The organism is Maricaulis sp. B-26 (assembly GCF_056857855.1).
On the sequence record NZ_JBSXNX010000027.1, the window covers coordinates 43,983 to 59,479 of the forward strand.

A 15,497-nucleotide genomic window follows, 5' to 3' on the forward strand; every position below is an offset into this window, starting at 1 on the left:
TCATGCTCTCCTTTCATCGCGCCCCTCATGCAAGGACGTTTCATGCCAGCCAATTATTTCACCCATCTGGAATGCTCCGAAACCGGAAAGACCTATTCCAAGGACCAGCCGAACAATCTCTCCGAAGCCGGCAAGCCGCTGCTGGCGCGCTACGGCCTGGCGCGGATGAAGGCGGAGGCGGACCGGGATGAGATCTGGGCGCGCGAGGGCGGTTTCTGGAAATGGCGCGAACTCCTCCCGGTGGCGAACGACGCGGATGTCTGCGCGCTCGGCGAAATCGACACGCCGCTGATCGACGTGCCGGCGACGGCGAAGGCTTCGGGCGCGACGGGTAAGGTCTGGGTCAAGGATGAGGGGCGCCTGCCCACGGGCAGTTTCAAGGCGCGCGGCCTCGCCCTCGCCGTGGCGATGGCGCACAGCTACGGCATCGACAAGCTGGCCATGCCGACCAACGGCAATGCGGGCGCGGCCATGTCGGCCTATGCCAGCCGCATGGGCATGAAGTCCTGGTGTTTCGCGCCGGAGGACACGCCGGAAGCCAATCTGCGCGAGATGGCGCTGCAGGGCGCCAAGGTCTTCAAGGTGAACGGCTATATCCATCATTGCGGCGCCATCGTCGGGGCCGGCAAGGAAAAGATGGGCTGGTTCGACGTCTCCACCCTGAAAGAGCCCTACCGGATCGAGGGCAAGAAGACGATGGGCCTCGAGCTTGCCGCCCAGATGGGCTGGAAACTGCCCGATGCCATCTTCTACCCGACCGGCGGCGGCACCGGCCTGATCGGCATGTGGAAGGCTTTCGACGAGCTGGAACGCCTCGGCTGGATCGGGTCCGAGCGCCCGAAGATGATCGCCGTCCAGGCCGAGGGCTGCGCCCCCATCGTGCGCGCCTGGGAGAAGGGCGAGCACCATGCGGACGAGTGGATGGACGCACAGACCGCCGCCATGGGCATCCGCGTCCCCAAGGCCATCGGCGACTTCCTCATCCTCGATGCCTGCAAGGAAAGCGGCGGCTTCGCCATCACCGTCTCCGAAGACCAGATCGAATCCGCCCGCACCCGCTGTGCCCGCGAAGACGGCCTCCTCCTCTGCCCCGAAGGCGCCGCGACCCTCGCCGCAATGGAAAAGTCCATGGCCGAAGGCCGGATCGAACGCGACGCGGAATGCGTGCTGTTCAATTGCGGATCAGGGCTGAAATACGCGATGCCGGATGGAGCGCTGGCGCTGGACCGGCATGCGGAGATTGATTGGGGGGTGATGTGAGCGAAGAGGCCGCTTTGGCGCGTGAGCCGCAGGTTCGAATCAAGGCTTTCTACCTTGTCCTTCAGAACTTTCACCTCGCACACCGCTATTGGACTTTTGCCGACGACGAGCGAATGGATTTCGCCTTCGAAGATGACGTGATTATCGAAAGCAGACGCGGAGGTAAGCGGATGCTAGCCTCTGAATTTAACGAGCGCACTCTTCGAAAAGAGACTGCGGAGCAAATCGCATCAACCCAGTTTGGTCTCTGTTTCGTAGCGATGTTCGACTTTCTCGAATCTCTAAGAATCAAGCCGAGACAAGCCCCAAAGGAAATCGCAGATGTAGCGCTTTTAATTTGGGCAGTGCGTAACGCCTTCTCTCATCAGGTTGGCTCTCCAGTTTGGGCCATCAATGATGATAAATTCCGACGGACTGTTCGTATTGGTTCACTCGAAATACCTTTGGGAGAGCTTCACGGCGAGCACCTGCATCCGGAACATATAGGCGGCGCATTATGCGTTGAACGAGTTTGGAACGAATTGAACGAGGGACTTAATCGAATGTGGGCTTCGGAAACCAAGTAAACCATTTACGCCGCATACCTCCCTTGAACGCCCCTCCCCTTGACCTTTCGCGCCCCTTGGCGCATCCCCCGCGCTCAAGGCGACCATGTCGAAACCTCGCCTGAGGTGGGTCTTTCAGTGGTCGCGTTTTCGAACCGCAAAACCGGTTCCCACTTTTGCTGAAAACGCTCCGGAGCGCGCGCATGATTCCCCGCTATACCCGTCCTGAAATGGCTGCCATCTGGTCCGACCAGAACAAGTACCGGATCTGGTACCTGATCGAGGCTTATGCGACGGAGCAGCTGGCGGAGCTGGGCGTGGTGCCGAAGGAGGCGGTGGCCTCGGTCTGGAAAGCGAAGGATGTCGAGTTCGACGTCGACCGGATCAACGAGATCGAGGCCGAGGTGAAGCATGACGTCATCGCCTTCCTCACCCATCTGGGCGAGCATATCGGCGAGGACAGCCGCTTCGTCCACCAGGGCCTGACCTCCTCGGACGTGCTGGACACCTGCCTGGCCGTGCAGATGCGCGACAGCGCCGACCTCCTGCTGAAGGCCATGGACCGCGTGCTGGCCGCGCTGAAAAAGCGCGCCGAAGAGCACAAATACACGGCCTGTATCGGCCGCTCGCACGGTATCCATGCCGAGCCGACCACGATGGGCCTCAAATTCGCGCGCTTTTACGCCGAGTTCGCCCGTAATCGCGAACGTCTCGTGCGGGCCCGCGCCGAGATCGCCACCTGCGCCATTTCCGGTGCCATCGGCACCTATGCCAATGTCGATCCCAGCGTGGAGGCCCATGTCGCCGAGAAGCTGGGCCTCACCGTGGAGCCGGTCTCCACCCAGGTCATTCCGCGCGACCGCCACGCCAATTATTTCGCCGTTCTGGGCCTGATCGCCTCGGCCATCGAGAACATCGCCATCGAGGTGCGTCACCTGCAGCGCTCGGAAGTCCGCGAGGCACAGGAATACTTCTCCAAGGGCCAGAAGGGCTCTTCGGCGATGCCGCACAAGCGCAATCCGATCCTCACCGAAAACCTTACCGGCCAGGCGCGTCTCGTGCGTTCGGCCGTGGTGCCGGCGATGGAGAATGTCGCCCTCTGGCACGAGCGGGACATCTCCCACTCCTCCGTCGAGCGCGGCATCGGCCCGGACGCCAATGTCCATCTCGACTTCGCCCTGCACCGCACGGCGAGCATGATCGAGGGGCTGATCGTCCACGAGGACCGTTGCAAGGAGAACCTGGAGGCCTATGGCGGCATCCACAATTCCCAGCGCGTCCTGCTCGCCCTGACCCAGGCCGGTGCCTCTCGCGAGGACTCGTACCGCCTCGTGCAGCGCAACGGCATGAAGACGTGGGATGAAGGCGGCATGCTGGTCGATCACCTCAAGGCGGATGAGGGCGTCACCGCGCTCCTCACCGACGCGCAGATCGAGGCCTGCTTCGACGAGGCCTACCACATGAAGCATGTGGACACGATCTTTGATCGGGTATTCGCAGACTGAGGAGTGCCAACCGGCGGGGCGGGTGTTTAAGCTCGCCTCATGGGAAAGCTCTACGACTCGATCACCGATCCTCTGGCGGACTTCATCGGCCGCCAGAAGATGTTTTTCGTCGCCACGGCGCCTTCGGGCGATGCGGGGCATGTGAACGTCTCGCCGAAAGGCTATGACAGCTTCCGCATCCTCGGACCGAACCGGGTCGCCTTTCTCGATCTCGGCGGGTCCGGGATCGAGACCGTGGCGCATGTGCGCGAGAACGGGCGGATCACCTTCATGTTCTGCGCCTACGAGGGGAAGGCGAATATCCTGCGCCTCTACGGTGAGGCCAAGGCCGTCTGTTTCGACGAGCCGGGCTTCGACGAGAAGCGCGCCCTCTTCCCCGACTTCCCCAAAGCGCGCGCCGTGATCACCGCCGACATCACCCGCATCGCCGACAGCTGCGGCTGGGGCGTGCCCTTCTACGAATTCCGGGGCGAGCGCGACCAGCTGGTCCGCGTCAACGCCCACCGCACGGACGAGGACTGGCGCGAGCGGCGCTATGCCTCGAACGCGCACTCCATCGATGGCCTGCCCGGACTGGTCAAGCCGGAGGAGAGCGCGTGACCCGCGACGAAGCCGAAATCCGCTCGCTGATCCGGGTCTGCTACGAGATGGTGTCCGGACCGGCCGGCCCGCGCGACTGGTCGCGCCAGGACGAAATCTTTCACCCGGACTGCCGGCAGATACGCACCGGTCAGCATGCGGACGGGACACCCTGGATGGAGATGTTCGATCTCGATCAGTATCGCACCAATGCCGACGAGACGCTGGCCGGGATGGATTTCCACGAGATCGAGCTGGTCAATCGCATCGATATTTTCGGGAACATGGCCCAGGCCTGGGGCAGCTACGAAGCGAAGCATCATCCCGACGACGCGAAGCCGGAACGCCGCGGCATCAATTCCTTCCAGTTCTACAAGGGTCCCGATGGGCGCTGGCAGATCATCTCCATGATCTGGGACAATGAGCGCGACGGCCTCTCACTGCCGGACGACATGACGGGCACCTCCTGACGCGGGTGTGATCGGGCGCCTCTGGTTTTCCGCGACCGATCGGGTATTCAGGACAAAACGTTCCCGGAGTTTCATTCATGCGCTACACGCTCGTCTTTCTTGCCGCCCTCGCCGTCTTCCTCGGTCCGAATTTCCTGCGCGCCGACTGGGACAGCGCGGAAGCGGAAACGGCGGTCGAGACCGCGTCGGAAACCGGCGTGGACGTGACCGAGCGGCCGCGCCTGGTCGCCGCCATGTTCCGCTCCTCCTGGTGCGGCGCCTGCCGTGTGCTGGAGCCGCGGGTGGACGATGTGCGCGAGGACTATGCCGGCCAGCCCGTCGACTGGGTGCGCTTCGACTTCACCTTCGGGCGCCGCGGCGGTCTGCGCGAGACGGCGGAAGACGCAGGCATCGTCGATATCTACGACCAGCTTGCGGGCGGTACCGGCTTCATGCTGCTGATCGATCGCGAGACCGGCGATGTCTACGAGCAGATCACCATGCGCTATGACCGCGAGCAGATCGCCGCCGCGCTCGATCGCTGGCTGGCGGTCACCGAGCGGCTCGAGGCCGGCACGCCCGTCGAAAGTTGAGCCCGCCAACAGGCGAAGACTGGCGACGAAACGAAAACACCCCCGGCAATGCCGGGGGTGTTTGTCTGTCTGACGCTGTCAGCGAGCGAGGCTGCGCCGCAATCAGTCTTCGGAGACGATCTGCTTGCGGGCCGCTTCCATCAGCTCGTCCATCTGCTTGCGCAGGAGGTGATCGGACAGTTCGACCTGCTTGGCATCGAGGTCGGCGCGCACCTTGCGGAAGACGTCTTCGTCGCCGACTTCCTCGAAATCGGCCATGATCACGGACTTGGCGTATTCCTCCGCCGCCGCGCCCTCAAGGCCCATCAGTTCCGCCGCCCAGAGGCCGAGCAGCTTGTTGCGCCGCGCCGCCGCCTTGAACTCGATCTCCTGATCGTGGGCGAACTTGTTCTCAAAGCCTTTTTCGCGATCGTCGATGCCCGACATGGGTCTCTCCTTGAGGATGGTCTGTTTGTCTGAGTGACTAGCTCGCACGCGGGGGTAAATCAATCTCTCCGCCTCACCCCGGACGCTTACCGCCCCGGAGCATTGCAGAGCGGACGCGGTGGGGATATTTTCCCGGCTCGAAACGCGGTCCGGTCTTCGATTCGGGCCGCGTCGCGCTTTTTTCGGCCCGGACGCATCACAGGGACAGGTCCCGGCCCCGCTCGGAGCGTTGTCATGTCACGCCGCAAGAAACTCTACGAAGGCAAGGCCAAGATTCTCTATGAAGGCCCGGAGCCTGGAACGCTCGTCCAGTATTTCAAGGACGACGCCACTGCCTTCAACAACCAGAAGCACGCCACGCTCGAGGGCAAGGGTGTGCTTAACAACCGGATTTCCGAGTATATCATGCTCGGCCTCGGCCGGATCGGCATCCCGACGCACTTCATCAAGCGCCTCAACATGCGCGAACAACTCGTGCGCCAGGTCGAGATCATTCCGCTGGAAGTGGTCTGCCGCAATGTCGCCGCCGGCTCGATCAGCACGCGTCTGGGTGTGCCGGAAGGCGAGCAGCTGCCGCGCTCCATCGTCGAATTCTACTACAAGAAGGACGAGCTGGGCGATCCGATGGTCGCCGAGGAGCACATCACCGCGTTCAACTGGGCCAGCCCCCAGGAGATCGACGACATGATGGCCATGACGCTGCGGGTGAACGACTTCCTGTGCGGCGTCTTCTCAGCCGCCGGCATCCGCCTGGTCGACTTCAAGCTGGAATTCGGCCGCCTCTATGACGGCGACATGGTGCGCACCGTGCTGGCCGACGAGATCAGCCCGGACAGCTGCCGCCTCTGGGACATGGAGAGCAATGAGAAGCTCGACAAGGACCGCTTCCGCCGCGATCTGGGCAATGTGACCGAGGCCTATGCCGACGTCGCCCGCCGCCTCGGCATCATGCGCGAGAACAGCCCCGCGCCGGCCAACGACGACGCCGGACAGTAACCGGTGCAAATCAGCCCTGCGATAACGACCGCCCCGGCGAATTGCCACGGGCGGTCGTCCGCTTTATGCAGGGGCCAAATTTCGTGACCAGCACAAGCGAGTCGATCCCGTGAAAGCCAAGATCCACGTCTACCTGAAACCCGGCGTTCTCGATCCCCAGGGCGCTGCCGTTGCCGGCGCGCTCCACAATATGGGCTATGACGAGGTCACCGATGCCCGCCAGGGCAAGCTGATCGAGCTGGACCTGACCGGCGACGACGCCGAGGCCGCCCGCGCCCGCGTCGACGAGATGTGCCAGAAACTCCTCTCCAATCCGGTGATCGAGAGCTACTCGATCGAGATGGTCTAGGAGCGGGCGCGACATGAAATCCGCCGTCATCGTCTTCCCCGGCTCGAACTGCGACCGCGACGCGCACGACGCGATCGCGAAAGTCACGGGCCAGGCACCCGCCATGGTCTGGCACCAGGAAAGCGAACTGCCCGAGGGCACCGAGTTCGTCATGGTTCCGGGCGGTTTCTCCTATGGCGACTATCTGCGCTGCGGCGCCATGGCCTCGCGCTCGGCGATCATGCCGGCCATCGTGGCCCATGCCGCGACCGGCGCGCCGCTCCTGGGCGTTTGCAACGGCTTCCAGATCCTCACCGAGAGCGGTCTCCTGCCGGGGGCGCTGATGCGCAATGCGGGTCTCAAATTCGTGTGCGAGAAGGCGCCGCTCACCGTCGCCAACGGCAATACGCGCTTCACCTCGCGCTATGAGGCCGGCGCCGAGCTGATCGTCCCGATCGCGCACCATGACGGCAATTACTTTGCCGACGACGCGACGCTCGACCGGATCGAGGGCGAAGGCCAGGTGGTCTTCCGCTATGCCCGCAATCCGAACGGCTCCGCCCGCAACATCGCCGGCGTCACCAACGAGCAGGGCAATGTCATGGGCATGATGCCCCACCCGGAACGCGCCGTGGACGCCGATCACGGCGGCACGGACGGACTGGCGCTTTTTGAATCGCTCCTGGGGAGTGCCTGAACATGACCCAATACGCTGAAGGCATCACTGCCGAGATCGTCAAGGAACACGGCCTGAACGACGAGGAATACGCCATCATCCTCGACCGTCTGGGACGCGCGCCCAATCATGTCGAGCTGGGTATTTTCTCGGTCATGTGGTCCGAGCACTGCTCCTACAAGTCCTCGCGCGCGCATCTGGGCAAATTCCCGACTTCGGGCGAGAAGGTCATCCAGGGGCCGGGCGAGAATGCCGGCGTCATCGATATCGGCGACGGCCAGGCCGCCATCTTCAAGATGGAGAGCCACAACCACCCGTCCTACATCGAGCCCTATCAGGGTGCGGCGACGGGTGTGGGCGGCATCCTGCGCGACGTCTTCACCATGGGCGCGCGCCCGGTGGCGCTGATGAATGCGCTGCGCTTCGGCGCGCCGGACCACGAGAAGACGACCCATCTCGTCTCCGGCGTGGTCGCGGGTATCGGCGGCTACGGCAATTGCGTCGGCGTGCCCACCGTGGGCGGCGAGACCAATTTCCACGAGGGCTATAACGGCAATATCCTCGTCAATGCGATGGCTGTGGGCCTCGCCGATGCGGACAAGATCTTCTACGCCCGCGGCGCAGAGCCGGGTCAGCCCATCGTCTATGTCGGCTCCAAGACCGGCCGCGACGGCATTCACGGCGCCACCATGGCGTCGGCCGAATTCGACGACGAGAGCGAAGAGAAGCGTCCCACCGTCCAGGTCGGCGACCCCTTCACCGAGAAGAAGCTGATCGAGGCCTGCCTCGAGCTGATGGCGACCGACGCGATCGCCGCCATCCAGGACATGGGCGCTGCCGGCCTCACCTCCTCCTCGGTCGAGATGGCCGACAAGGGCGGTATCGGCATTCACCTGAATATGGACGCCGTGCCCCAGCGCGAAGAGGACATGACGGCCTACGAGATGATGCTCTCGGAAAGCCAGGAGCGCATGCTCGTCATCATGAAGCCGGGCCGCGAGGACGTGGCCAAGGCGATCTTCGAGAAGTGGGAACTCGACGTCGCCGTGATCGGCGAGACCACGGATACCGGCCGCATGGTGCTTACCCACAAGGGCGAGACCGTCTGCGACATCCCGGTCGCACCGCTGGCCGACGATGCGCCGAAATACGAGCGTCCCTACTTTGCGCCGGAAGTCCGCGCCCAGATCGACGCGAAGGACGTCGCCAAGCCGGGTCATATGGGCGACATCCTGCTGAAGCTGATGACCAGCCCGAACATGGCGTCGAAGGCCTGGATCTGGTCGCAGTACGACCGCCACGTCATGGCCGACACGACCGCCTCTTCCGAGGACCCGTCCGACGCCGCCATCGTGCGCGTGCACGGCACCAACAAGGCGCTCGCCATCACCACCGACTGTACGCCGCGCTATTGCTTCGCCGACCCTTATGAAGGCGGCAAGCAGGCCGTGGCCGAAGCCTGGCGCAACCTGACCGCCACCGGCGCCGATCCGATCGCCATCACGGACTGCCTGAACTTCGGCAATCCCGAGCGCGAGGAGATCATGGGTCAGTTCGTCGGCTGCGTTGAAGGCATGGCGGAAGCCTGCGAGAAGCTCTCCTTTCCGGTCGTGTCCGGCAATGTCAGCCTCTACAACGAGACGAACGGCGTCGCGATCCCGCCGACCCCGGCCGTGGGCGGCGTCGGCCTGATCCCCGACATGGCGCAGCGCTGCGGTTTCGGCGGCCTCAAGGAAGGCCAGATCCTGCTCGTCGTCGGCGAGAGCGAAGGCACGATGGGCGCTTCGCTCTATCTGCGCGAGATCGAGGGCCGCGAAGACGGCGGTGCGCCGCTGGTCGATCTGGCCGTCGAGAAGGCAAACGGCGATTTCGTCCGTGGCCAGATCCGCTCCGGCCGCGTGACTGCCTGTCACGACATCTCGGACGGCGGTCTGGCCTGTGCGGCGGCCGATATGGCTCTGGCCTCGAATATGGGCATCAAGCTCGCCCATGAGGGCAAGGTGCCGATGCACGGCTTCCTCTTTGGCGAGGATCAGGCGCGCTATCTCGTCGCCGCGGACAAGGAAGACGCGATCGCCATCCTGCAGGACGCGAAGGCGGACGAGATTCCCGTCCATGTCGTCGGCCTGGCCGGCGGCAATGCGATCACCGTCAATGGCGCCCACCCGCTAGACCTCGACCGCCTGCGTGCGGCCTGGGCCGGCTGGCTGCCCGAACTGATGGGTCATCTCGCCGAGGCCGCGGAGTAGTCGCCGACCGCGACCACTCCGCACTCGGCTCTATCGTCGCATCACCGCGTGACCGCGCGCCCTTAGATCACGGACAAGGCTGTCCGCGCCGACGAGATGTCCTGCGCCCACGGCCACGAATACCGTGCCCGTATGTGTCGACATCATCCCGTCGATGGCCTCCGACCACGCGGCGTTGCGGTCAATCAGCATCGCCTGACGCAGCCGCTCATCGGCCCAGGCACCTGGGCCATGATAGATTTGCGCCAGTTGGCGCGTGTCGCCCCGTAACCATGCATCGAGGATTTCAGCCGGCTCCTCCGGCCGGATTTCGAGGGTTTCGACAGACTGCTCAAGCATGGCGACATGAACAGCGTCTGGCAGCGCAGCCATGCGTGTGAGCACATCCGTCCCCCCCTCCAGATAGTCCAGCTGCACGCCGTCACGGCGGGCAGTGTCGATAATGACCATTGCGGGCGGTGTGGCGGCAGTCCAGCCTCCCCGTTGCAGATTGACGGCCTGAAGCTGAACCGAAACGAGCCATGGTTCGAGCGGCTGAAGGGCCGAGACCGGCAATCCGAGGCGTCCCGCGGCGGTCTCTACTCTGTCGAACAATTCCGGTTCGACGGCGTCCGCCAAATCGCGGCCATCGCGGAACACGCCCAATTCCACGACCGCGGCCTGCATCTCTGCCTGCGCATCGGCGCTGGTATTGTCCGCCTCGAGTACGATGCGATCCGCCGCGGAAAGCGCGGCATCGAAGCGGGCGTCCCGCCAATCCGTCCCGTCGCTCATGAATTGCGGCAGGCCGAACAGGTGGATCGTCGTGTCCGCGTCCCGCAGGGTCCAGAGCGCCGGCGCGGGCAGGGCCACGTCCGGCTCACCGCCTTGAGCGAATGCAGAAGAGCCAGCCGTCAGCCCCCACATTGCAGCCGTTGCAGCCAGGATCGGACGCAGCAAAGCTCGTCGTGCTGAAATCAGCATCGTCAGTCTCCTCTTCAAATAAAGTTTAGGTGTGCGGTTCGGCGGGCTAGCCGGTTTCCGCCTCATCGGTCAGGGAGAAAACCTCTTCTACCGGGACGCCGAAATAGCGCGCCAGCTTCAGGGCAATCACGGTCGACGGCACGAACCGCCCGACTTCGACCGTCGAAATCGTCTTGCGAGACACATCGATCGCTGCGGCCAGCTCGCTCTGGCTGATATTGCGGGAGGCTCGCAACACGCGTATCCGATTGGCCAATGGTGCACTCATCACGGATTCCCTGCGCCATGCTCGACGCGCCCCAGAAGGAAGAAGCTCAGCGAGAACACGAGAAGCGCACATGCGATCATGCCGTCGAGCAAAACCGGAGCCGCGACTTGCGAGAGCAGATGATCACCCAGCAGCGTCAACAGGATCATGCCGAGCATCATGGCGCAGAATGCCGTCAGCGCGGCGCGGCGCAGGACTGTTCCGAAGAACTCGTCCCCTTTCCAAGGATCGACCGCCGCACCGCCGAACCCCGTCTTCAAATGATAGAAGAGCGGCAACAAAACGACCAGAACGGCAAGACCGCCGATCAGTTGCGCCGTGTCGAGCCAGCTGGACACCGGACTACCGGTATACGCCTCCATGACCTTCGCGAAATAGACCAGACTCGCCAGGCCGGTTCCGGTCGCCGTCAGGATCGCCAGACTGTCGCTGGCCTCCGCCCGTGAAGAAGGCTTCAAGAAAGACATCGCATACCTCTGAGCATCATCATGATACCCTAAGGTTACAAATGATACCCTTCGGTGTCAATATGAGTATTCAAGGTATCACATTAACGCCCCGCCGCCTCGCCGATTTCGTCCAGACGGCTGTCCGCTTCCTGCGCGAAATCCACGATCGCCGCCGAGGCGTCCTGGAAGAAATCCAGCGTCATGTTTTCATAAGTGTCGGTCGGCTGATGGTAGTGCGGGTGAAAGTCGACGCCGAGATAGATGAAGGGGATGCCCTCCGCATGGAAGGCGCCACTATCGGTCAGCATGGTCCAGTCCGCGCCCGGCTGTTCGCTTGGCTCGTCATAGCCCATGGGCATGGACACGCTGGCCCGTTCCGCAACCGTCTCCACCAACGGGACGAGGAAGGGATAGTGATAGGTGCCGACCGCCCAGAGGATACGGTCCTCAGACATGGCCACCATGTCGAGATTGAGATTGAAGGCGATCCGCGCCTGCTCGACCGGCGGCTCATCCACGAAGGCAAAGGCGCCCGACAGCCCCTTCTCCTCGGCATCGAGCGCCACGAAGATCACGTCATGCTCCGGCGGGTTCGCCGCGAAGGCATCGGCAACGGCGAAAAGCGCGGCGACGCCCGATGCATTGTCGTCCGCGCCGTTCCATATCTGCTCCTCGGCCATGCCTTCATGGTCGTAATGTGCGGACACGACCATGACCCGGTCGCTATCGCCGGTGCCAGCGATCCGGCCGATGATGTTGACGCCTTCGCGCATGGCGCCACCGTCCTCGCGGGATTCGAATTCGAAGACCGACTCATACCCATCGCCGACCGGTTCGATGCCCAGAGCCTCGTAGCGTTCGATGATATAGGCTCGCGCCCGTGCATTGCCGGGCGTCCCGGTCTCACGGCCTTCCATCTCGTCCGAGGCGAGCACACGCAGATCGGTCAGCAATTGTTCGCGGTCGAGTGCATGAGCAGTCCCGGAGGCCTGAGTCTCTGGCGCCGAACAGGCGCTCGCGAACAAGACACCCGCAAGGGCGGCGGACAGAGTGAAACGATGCATGGAAGCTCCCCGGACTGGCATTGATCCGCGGGAGTTTGGCATGACCGGCGCGTCAGCCCCACTGAAAATTCGGTAGGGAAGCCGGTCGCGTCAGAACCAGCGGCTGGGCCGGGCAGCCGGTTCGCCCTCCAGCGCCGGCCATTCCGCCTCCGAGCGTTCGAGATAGCCCGGGATATCCTCCTCCCAGCGTCTCTGGATGCGCGGGCTGAAATTCATGTAGAGCACGCCGTCCACGACCCGGTAGGCGAGCGGATCGGACCGCACCTTGCGGCCGTCCGCCAGCGCATAGGCGCAATGCCCGTCATAGGCCGGCGCGTAGCGGACCGGGTCGACGATGAAGGCATCGCGATTGGCCTCGCTGGCGAAATACCAGGTCACGCCATTGTATTCGGCAGTAATGCTTTCCAGCCCCATCACCGGGCCGTCCGCGTCGAAATAGCTGACCACGTCGTAGCCGCCGACGGGACGTCCATCCCGGTCGAGATATTGCTCGCCCGCATCGGCGATTCCGGCCAGAAAAAGCACGGCGAGCACGAGGTTTGCGAGCCCCAGTGTCATCCGGACGATTGTGCGTACTGCGAAGATGTCTGCCATGGCCTTTTCCCTTGCCGTCACTCTGATTAGCTTGCAGACGATATGCCCCCTTGCCGCTTCGGCGATAAGGGCCTCATCGAACACGAACGCTCACGGCCCGGCGCAATCGCGTGATCGGCCGGGAGCGGCAGCGAAACCGGAACCGACGCCATGCCCATGCCTGCAGACGACATCATCGCCCTGATCAAGGCCGGTATTCCCGATGCCGAGGTCGAGATGGAAGATCTCGCCGGCGATAACGACCACTGGAAGGCCGTCGTCACGAGCGAGAGCTTCCGCGGCAAGCTGCGGGTTGCCCAGCACCAGATGGTCTATGCTGCCCTCGGCGAGAAAATGGGCGGGGAACTCCACGCCCTGGCGCTGGAAACCCGGACGCCCGATGCCTGACCCGGCACGGACGCGACCCGCTCGATGATCGACAACCCTGCTCTCAGCCGGCTCGGTTTCGGCGTAACCGGCCCTCATGCCGGACTTGGCCAGTCGCGGCGCGCGACCCATATGCTGATCCGCGAGGCAGTCGGCCTTGGCATGACGCTGTTCGACACCGGTCCGGCCTATGGCCGCGGCGAAGGCGAGCGGCGGCTGGGCGAAGCGCTGCGCGGGATACGGCGCGATCGGGTTTTCCTCTCGACCAAGGCCGGCATCCACGCCGGCGGACGACGCGATTTCTCTGCCGGTGCCGTCGAGATGTCGCTCAAGGCCTCGCTCGACCGGCTACGGACCGATCATGTCGACCTCCTGCTGCTGCACGGGCCGTCACCCGAAGACATGTCCGACAAGCTGTTGCGGCGCCTCCAGGCGTTCAGGGAGCGGGGCATGATCCGCCATATCGGCGTCTGCGGCCGGGGCGGCGAGCTCGATGCCGCGATCGATGCGAAGGCTTTCGACGCCATCATGGCCCCGCTTCACCCCGGTCTCGACGAAGCCGCCCTCGCCCGCCTCGACCGGGCGAAATCGGCAGGCCTGTCCGTAATCGGGATCGAGACCATGGCCGGCACGGCGGGCGGATTGAGACTGCCGCTCAGCCGGGGCGCAGCCTGGTATGCCGCTCGCCGGATCAAGCAGATGATGACGGGCCGGGTCCAGCCGCCCACGGACGTCTCGCCTGCCGAAGCCCTGAAATGGGCTCTCGCCCGACCGGCCTGCAATGCGGTAATATGCCTGACGACGCGCGCGGCCAATCTGGAAGCGAATGCGCGGCTTGCCGGACTTGAACCGGGCCGCCGGGTTTCCTAGGTCAGGCGCAAGATTTCACTCAGGAGACATCCATGTCCGACACAGCCCACGACGCCATCAAATCCACCATCGAGTCCAATGACGTGGTGCTGTTCATGAAGGGTACGCCGGTCTTCCCGCAGTGCGGCTTCTCTTCTGTGGTGGCCCGTGTCCTGGATCACCTCCAGGTCGATTTCGAGAGCGTCAACGTGCTTGAGAACGACGAAATCCGCCAGGGCATCAAGTCCTTCTCCAACTGGCCGACCATTCCCCAGCTCTACATCAAGGGCGAGTTCGTCGGCGGTTGCGACATCGTCAAGGAGATGTTCGAGTCCGGCGAGCTGCAGGGCTATCTCCGCGAGAAAGGCCTGATCGAGGCCGCCTGATAATGCGATGCTGACCCTGTCCCGCCTCCGCCTGGAACCCAGCCCGAGCCACCCGATCACCATTCGGGCTTCGGACGGGCAGGTTACAGTGCGGGCCGGGTCCGGCATTCTCGCCCGCAGCGAGCGGGCGCTGATCCTTCACGAACACGCCTATGCGCCGGTCGCCTACTTCCATCGTCAGGATTGCGCGATGGAGCGGCTGGAAGCGTCCGAGCATCATTCCTGGTGTCCGTACAAGGGCGAGGCGCGCTATTTCCATGTGCGGCTGGAGGACGGGTCCCTGCTGGAAAACGCCGCCTGGACCTATGAGACCCCGTTCGGCTCCGTCGAGGAGATCGCAGGTCGGCTGGCCTTCTATCCCGGCAAGGTCGAGATCGTCGAGGCCTAGCGGCGCGCAGCGACCTGCGTGCGCTCCTCATACCAGTCCCAGGGCCGGTTATCGACCGGGTTGAGAAGCACGATCTGGCCTCCGGGCGGCACGCCGAGTTCCTCGAAACCGAAGCCCAGCTGGATCCCCCAGGGGACATCGCCGCTGCAGCGGTCTTCCATATCCCGCACCAGACTGACGGTGTAGATGTCCTCGTGATACTGCACCACATTGACCACGAAATCGGAGCGGGCCGTACAGCCATTGGTGTCGGCATGCACGATCAGGATGTCGTCCTCGATCACCCGCCAGTAGATCACCGGCTCGAGCGACGGGTCCGGGCGCGGCGCCTCGCGACTAGTTCCCGGAATACGCACGTCAGAAATCTTGATGACCGGCAGTGACGGGATGGAGGGCATGGGCGGCAGGAAGCGCGTTCGAGCCTCCTCGCTCTCACTATTCGTTGTTGCACAGGCCGACACAGATACGGCCACGCAGATCGCAGCCAAGACACCCCACACCGATTTCACGATACGCCCCCAATTTACCCCATAACCCTGTTGCGCCAGTCTTTTGTAGCCCCGG

The 15,497-nt window shown here is 63.8% G+C and carries 21 protein-coding genes; 14 read left to right on the plus strand and 7 right to left on the minus strand.

Annotated elements, in window-relative coordinates; all coding sequences use genetic code 11:
- Positions 1-42 precede the first annotated feature (42 nt).
- The 6 genes from AC13HB_RS13825 to AC13HB_RS13850 all read left to right on the plus strand — a co-directional run bounded on the left by AC13HB_RS13825 (position 43) and on the right by AC13HB_RS13850 (position 4,931).
- Positions 43-1,260, plus strand: coding sequence for a threonine synthase (locus tag AC13HB_RS13825; RefSeq protein ID WP_482950361.1), 1,218 nt, complete (start codon positions 43-45; stop codon positions 1,258-1,260).
- Positions 1,257-1,826: a hypothetical protein gene (locus AC13HB_RS13830; RefSeq protein WP_482950362.1), complete on the plus strand. Its 570-nt coding sequence runs from the start codon at positions 1,257-1,259 to the stop codon at positions 1,824-1,826. The genes AC13HB_RS13825 and AC13HB_RS13830 overlap by 4 nt, the downstream gene beginning before the upstream one ends.
- A gap of 182 nt (positions 1,827-2,008) precedes the next feature.
- Positions 2,009-3,310 (plus strand): adenylosuccinate lyase, encoded by a 1,302-nt coding sequence (purB, locus tag AC13HB_RS13835; RefSeq protein ID WP_482950363.1) that lies wholly within the window; start codon positions 2,009-2,011, stop codon positions 3,308-3,310.
- 39 nt (positions 3,311-3,349) lie between these two features.
- Positions 3,350-3,910, plus strand: a complete 561-nt coding sequence (locus AC13HB_RS13840; RefSeq protein ID WP_482950364.1) for a pyridoxamine 5'-phosphate oxidase family protein — start codon at positions 3,350-3,352, stop codon at positions 3,908-3,910.
- Positions 3,907-4,359: a nuclear transport factor 2 family protein gene (locus tag AC13HB_RS13845; protein WP_482950365.1), complete on the plus strand. Its 453-nt coding sequence runs from the start codon at positions 3,907-3,909 to the stop codon at positions 4,357-4,359. Before AC13HB_RS13840 ends, AC13HB_RS13845 begins: the two co-directional genes overlap by 4 nt.
- Before the next feature lie 77 nt (positions 4,360-4,436).
- Positions 4,437-4,931: a thioredoxin domain-containing protein gene (locus tag AC13HB_RS13850; protein WP_482950366.1), complete on the plus strand. Its 495-nt coding sequence runs from the start codon at positions 4,437-4,439 to the stop codon at positions 4,929-4,931.
- 102 nt (positions 4,932-5,033) lie between these two features.
- On the opposite strand, the gene AC13HB_RS13855 is transcribed toward AC13HB_RS13850, so the two are convergent.
- Positions 5,034-5,357 (minus strand): DUF1476 domain-containing protein, encoded by a 324-nt coding sequence (locus tag AC13HB_RS13855; RefSeq protein ID WP_482950367.1) that lies wholly within the window; start codon positions 5,355-5,357, stop codon positions 5,034-5,036.
- A 234-nt stretch (positions 5,358-5,591) separates the two neighbouring features.
- Here AC13HB_RS13855 and purC point away from each other — a divergent pair, with 234 nt between their 5' ends.
- From purC to purL, 4 genes are all read left to right on the plus strand, one after another.
- Positions 5,592-6,353 carry a phosphoribosylaminoimidazolesuccinocarboxamide synthase gene (purC, locus tag AC13HB_RS13860; protein ID WP_482950368.1) on the plus strand — a complete coding sequence of 254 codons (762 nt, stop codon included), beginning with the start codon at positions 5,592-5,594 and terminating at the stop codon, positions 6,351-6,353.
- A gap of 109 nt (positions 6,354-6,462) precedes the next feature.
- Complete coding sequence (purS, locus tag AC13HB_RS13865) at positions 6,463-6,702, plus strand: phosphoribosylformylglycinamidine synthase subunit PurS (RefSeq protein WP_482950369.1); 240 nt, start codon at positions 6,463-6,465, stop codon at positions 6,700-6,702.
- A 13-nt stretch (positions 6,703-6,715) separates the two neighbouring features.
- Entirely contained in the window at positions 6,716-7,378 is a 663-nt protein-coding gene (purQ, locus tag AC13HB_RS13870; RefSeq protein ID WP_482950370.1) for a phosphoribosylformylglycinamidine synthase subunit PurQ, read from the plus strand.
- 2 nt (positions 7,379-7,380) lie between these two features.
- Positions 7,381-9,606: a phosphoribosylformylglycinamidine synthase subunit PurL gene (gene purL, locus AC13HB_RS13875; RefSeq protein WP_482950371.1), complete on the plus strand. Its 2,226-nt coding sequence runs from the start codon at positions 7,381-7,383 to the stop codon at positions 9,604-9,606.
- A 30-nt stretch (positions 9,607-9,636) separates the two neighbouring features.
- Here purL and AC13HB_RS13880 read toward each other — a convergent pair whose 3' ends face one another.
- From AC13HB_RS13880 to AC13HB_RS13900, 5 genes are all read right to left on the minus strand, one after another.
- The gene (locus AC13HB_RS13880) at positions 9,637-10,569 is read right to left on the minus strand and encodes a TraB/GumN family protein (RefSeq protein ID WP_482950372.1); all 933 of its coding nucleotides are present in this window, start codon (positions 10,567-10,569) and stop codon (positions 9,637-9,639) included.
- 46 nt (positions 10,570-10,615) lie between these two features.
- Positions 10,616-10,837, minus strand: a complete 222-nt coding sequence (locus AC13HB_RS13885) for a helix-turn-helix transcriptional regulator (RefSeq protein WP_482950373.1) — start codon at positions 10,835-10,837, stop codon at positions 10,616-10,618.
- Positions 10,837-11,304 (minus strand): hypothetical protein, encoded by a 468-nt coding sequence (locus tag AC13HB_RS13890; RefSeq protein ID WP_482950374.1) that lies wholly within the window; start codon positions 11,302-11,304, stop codon positions 10,837-10,839. Before AC13HB_RS13890 ends, AC13HB_RS13885 begins: the two co-directional genes overlap by 1 nt.
- 83 nt (positions 11,305-11,387) lie before the next feature.
- A complete protein-coding gene (locus tag AC13HB_RS13895; RefSeq protein WP_482950375.1) occupies positions 11,388-12,350 on the minus strand; it encodes a M28 family peptidase in 963 nt (320 codons plus the stop codon).
- A gap of 90 nt (positions 12,351-12,440) precedes the next feature.
- Entirely contained in the window at positions 12,441-12,944 is a 504-nt protein-coding gene (locus tag AC13HB_RS13900; protein WP_482950376.1) for a YHS domain-containing (seleno)protein, read from the minus strand.
- A gap of 150 nt (positions 12,945-13,094) precedes the next feature.
- Here AC13HB_RS13900 and AC13HB_RS13905 point away from each other — a divergent pair, with 150 nt between their 5' ends.
- The 4 genes from AC13HB_RS13905 to AC13HB_RS13920 are packed head-to-tail and all read left to right on the plus strand — an operon-like array spanning position 13,095 to position 14,933.
- Positions 13,095-13,331, plus strand: coding sequence for a BolA family protein (locus AC13HB_RS13905; protein WP_482950377.1), 237 nt, complete (start codon positions 13,095-13,097; stop codon positions 13,329-13,331).
- A gap of 24 nt (positions 13,332-13,355) precedes the next feature.
- The gene (locus AC13HB_RS13910) at positions 13,356-14,180 is read left to right on the plus strand and encodes an aldo/keto reductase (RefSeq protein ID WP_482950378.1); all 825 of its coding nucleotides are present in this window, start codon (positions 13,356-13,358) and stop codon (positions 14,178-14,180) included.
- Positions 14,181-14,212: 32 nt separating this feature from the next.
- A complete protein-coding gene (grxD, locus tag AC13HB_RS13915) occupies positions 14,213-14,545 on the plus strand; it encodes a Grx4 family monothiol glutaredoxin (RefSeq protein ID WP_482950379.1) in 333 nt (110 codons plus the stop codon).
- Positions 14,546-14,552: 7 nt separating this feature from the next.
- Positions 14,553-14,933: a DUF427 domain-containing protein gene (locus AC13HB_RS13920; RefSeq protein WP_482950380.1), complete on the plus strand. Its 381-nt coding sequence runs from the start codon at positions 14,553-14,555 to the stop codon at positions 14,931-14,933.
- Here the strand turns inward: AC13HB_RS13920 and AC13HB_RS13925 are convergent.
- The gene (locus tag AC13HB_RS13925) at positions 14,930-15,442 is read right to left on the minus strand and encodes a hypothetical protein (RefSeq protein ID WP_482950381.1); all 513 of its coding nucleotides are present in this window, start codon (positions 15,440-15,442) and stop codon (positions 14,930-14,932) included. The two genes, AC13HB_RS13920 and AC13HB_RS13925, sit on opposite strands and share 4 nt — an antisense overlap.
- Between the last annotated feature and the right edge of the window lie 55 nt (positions 15,443-15,497).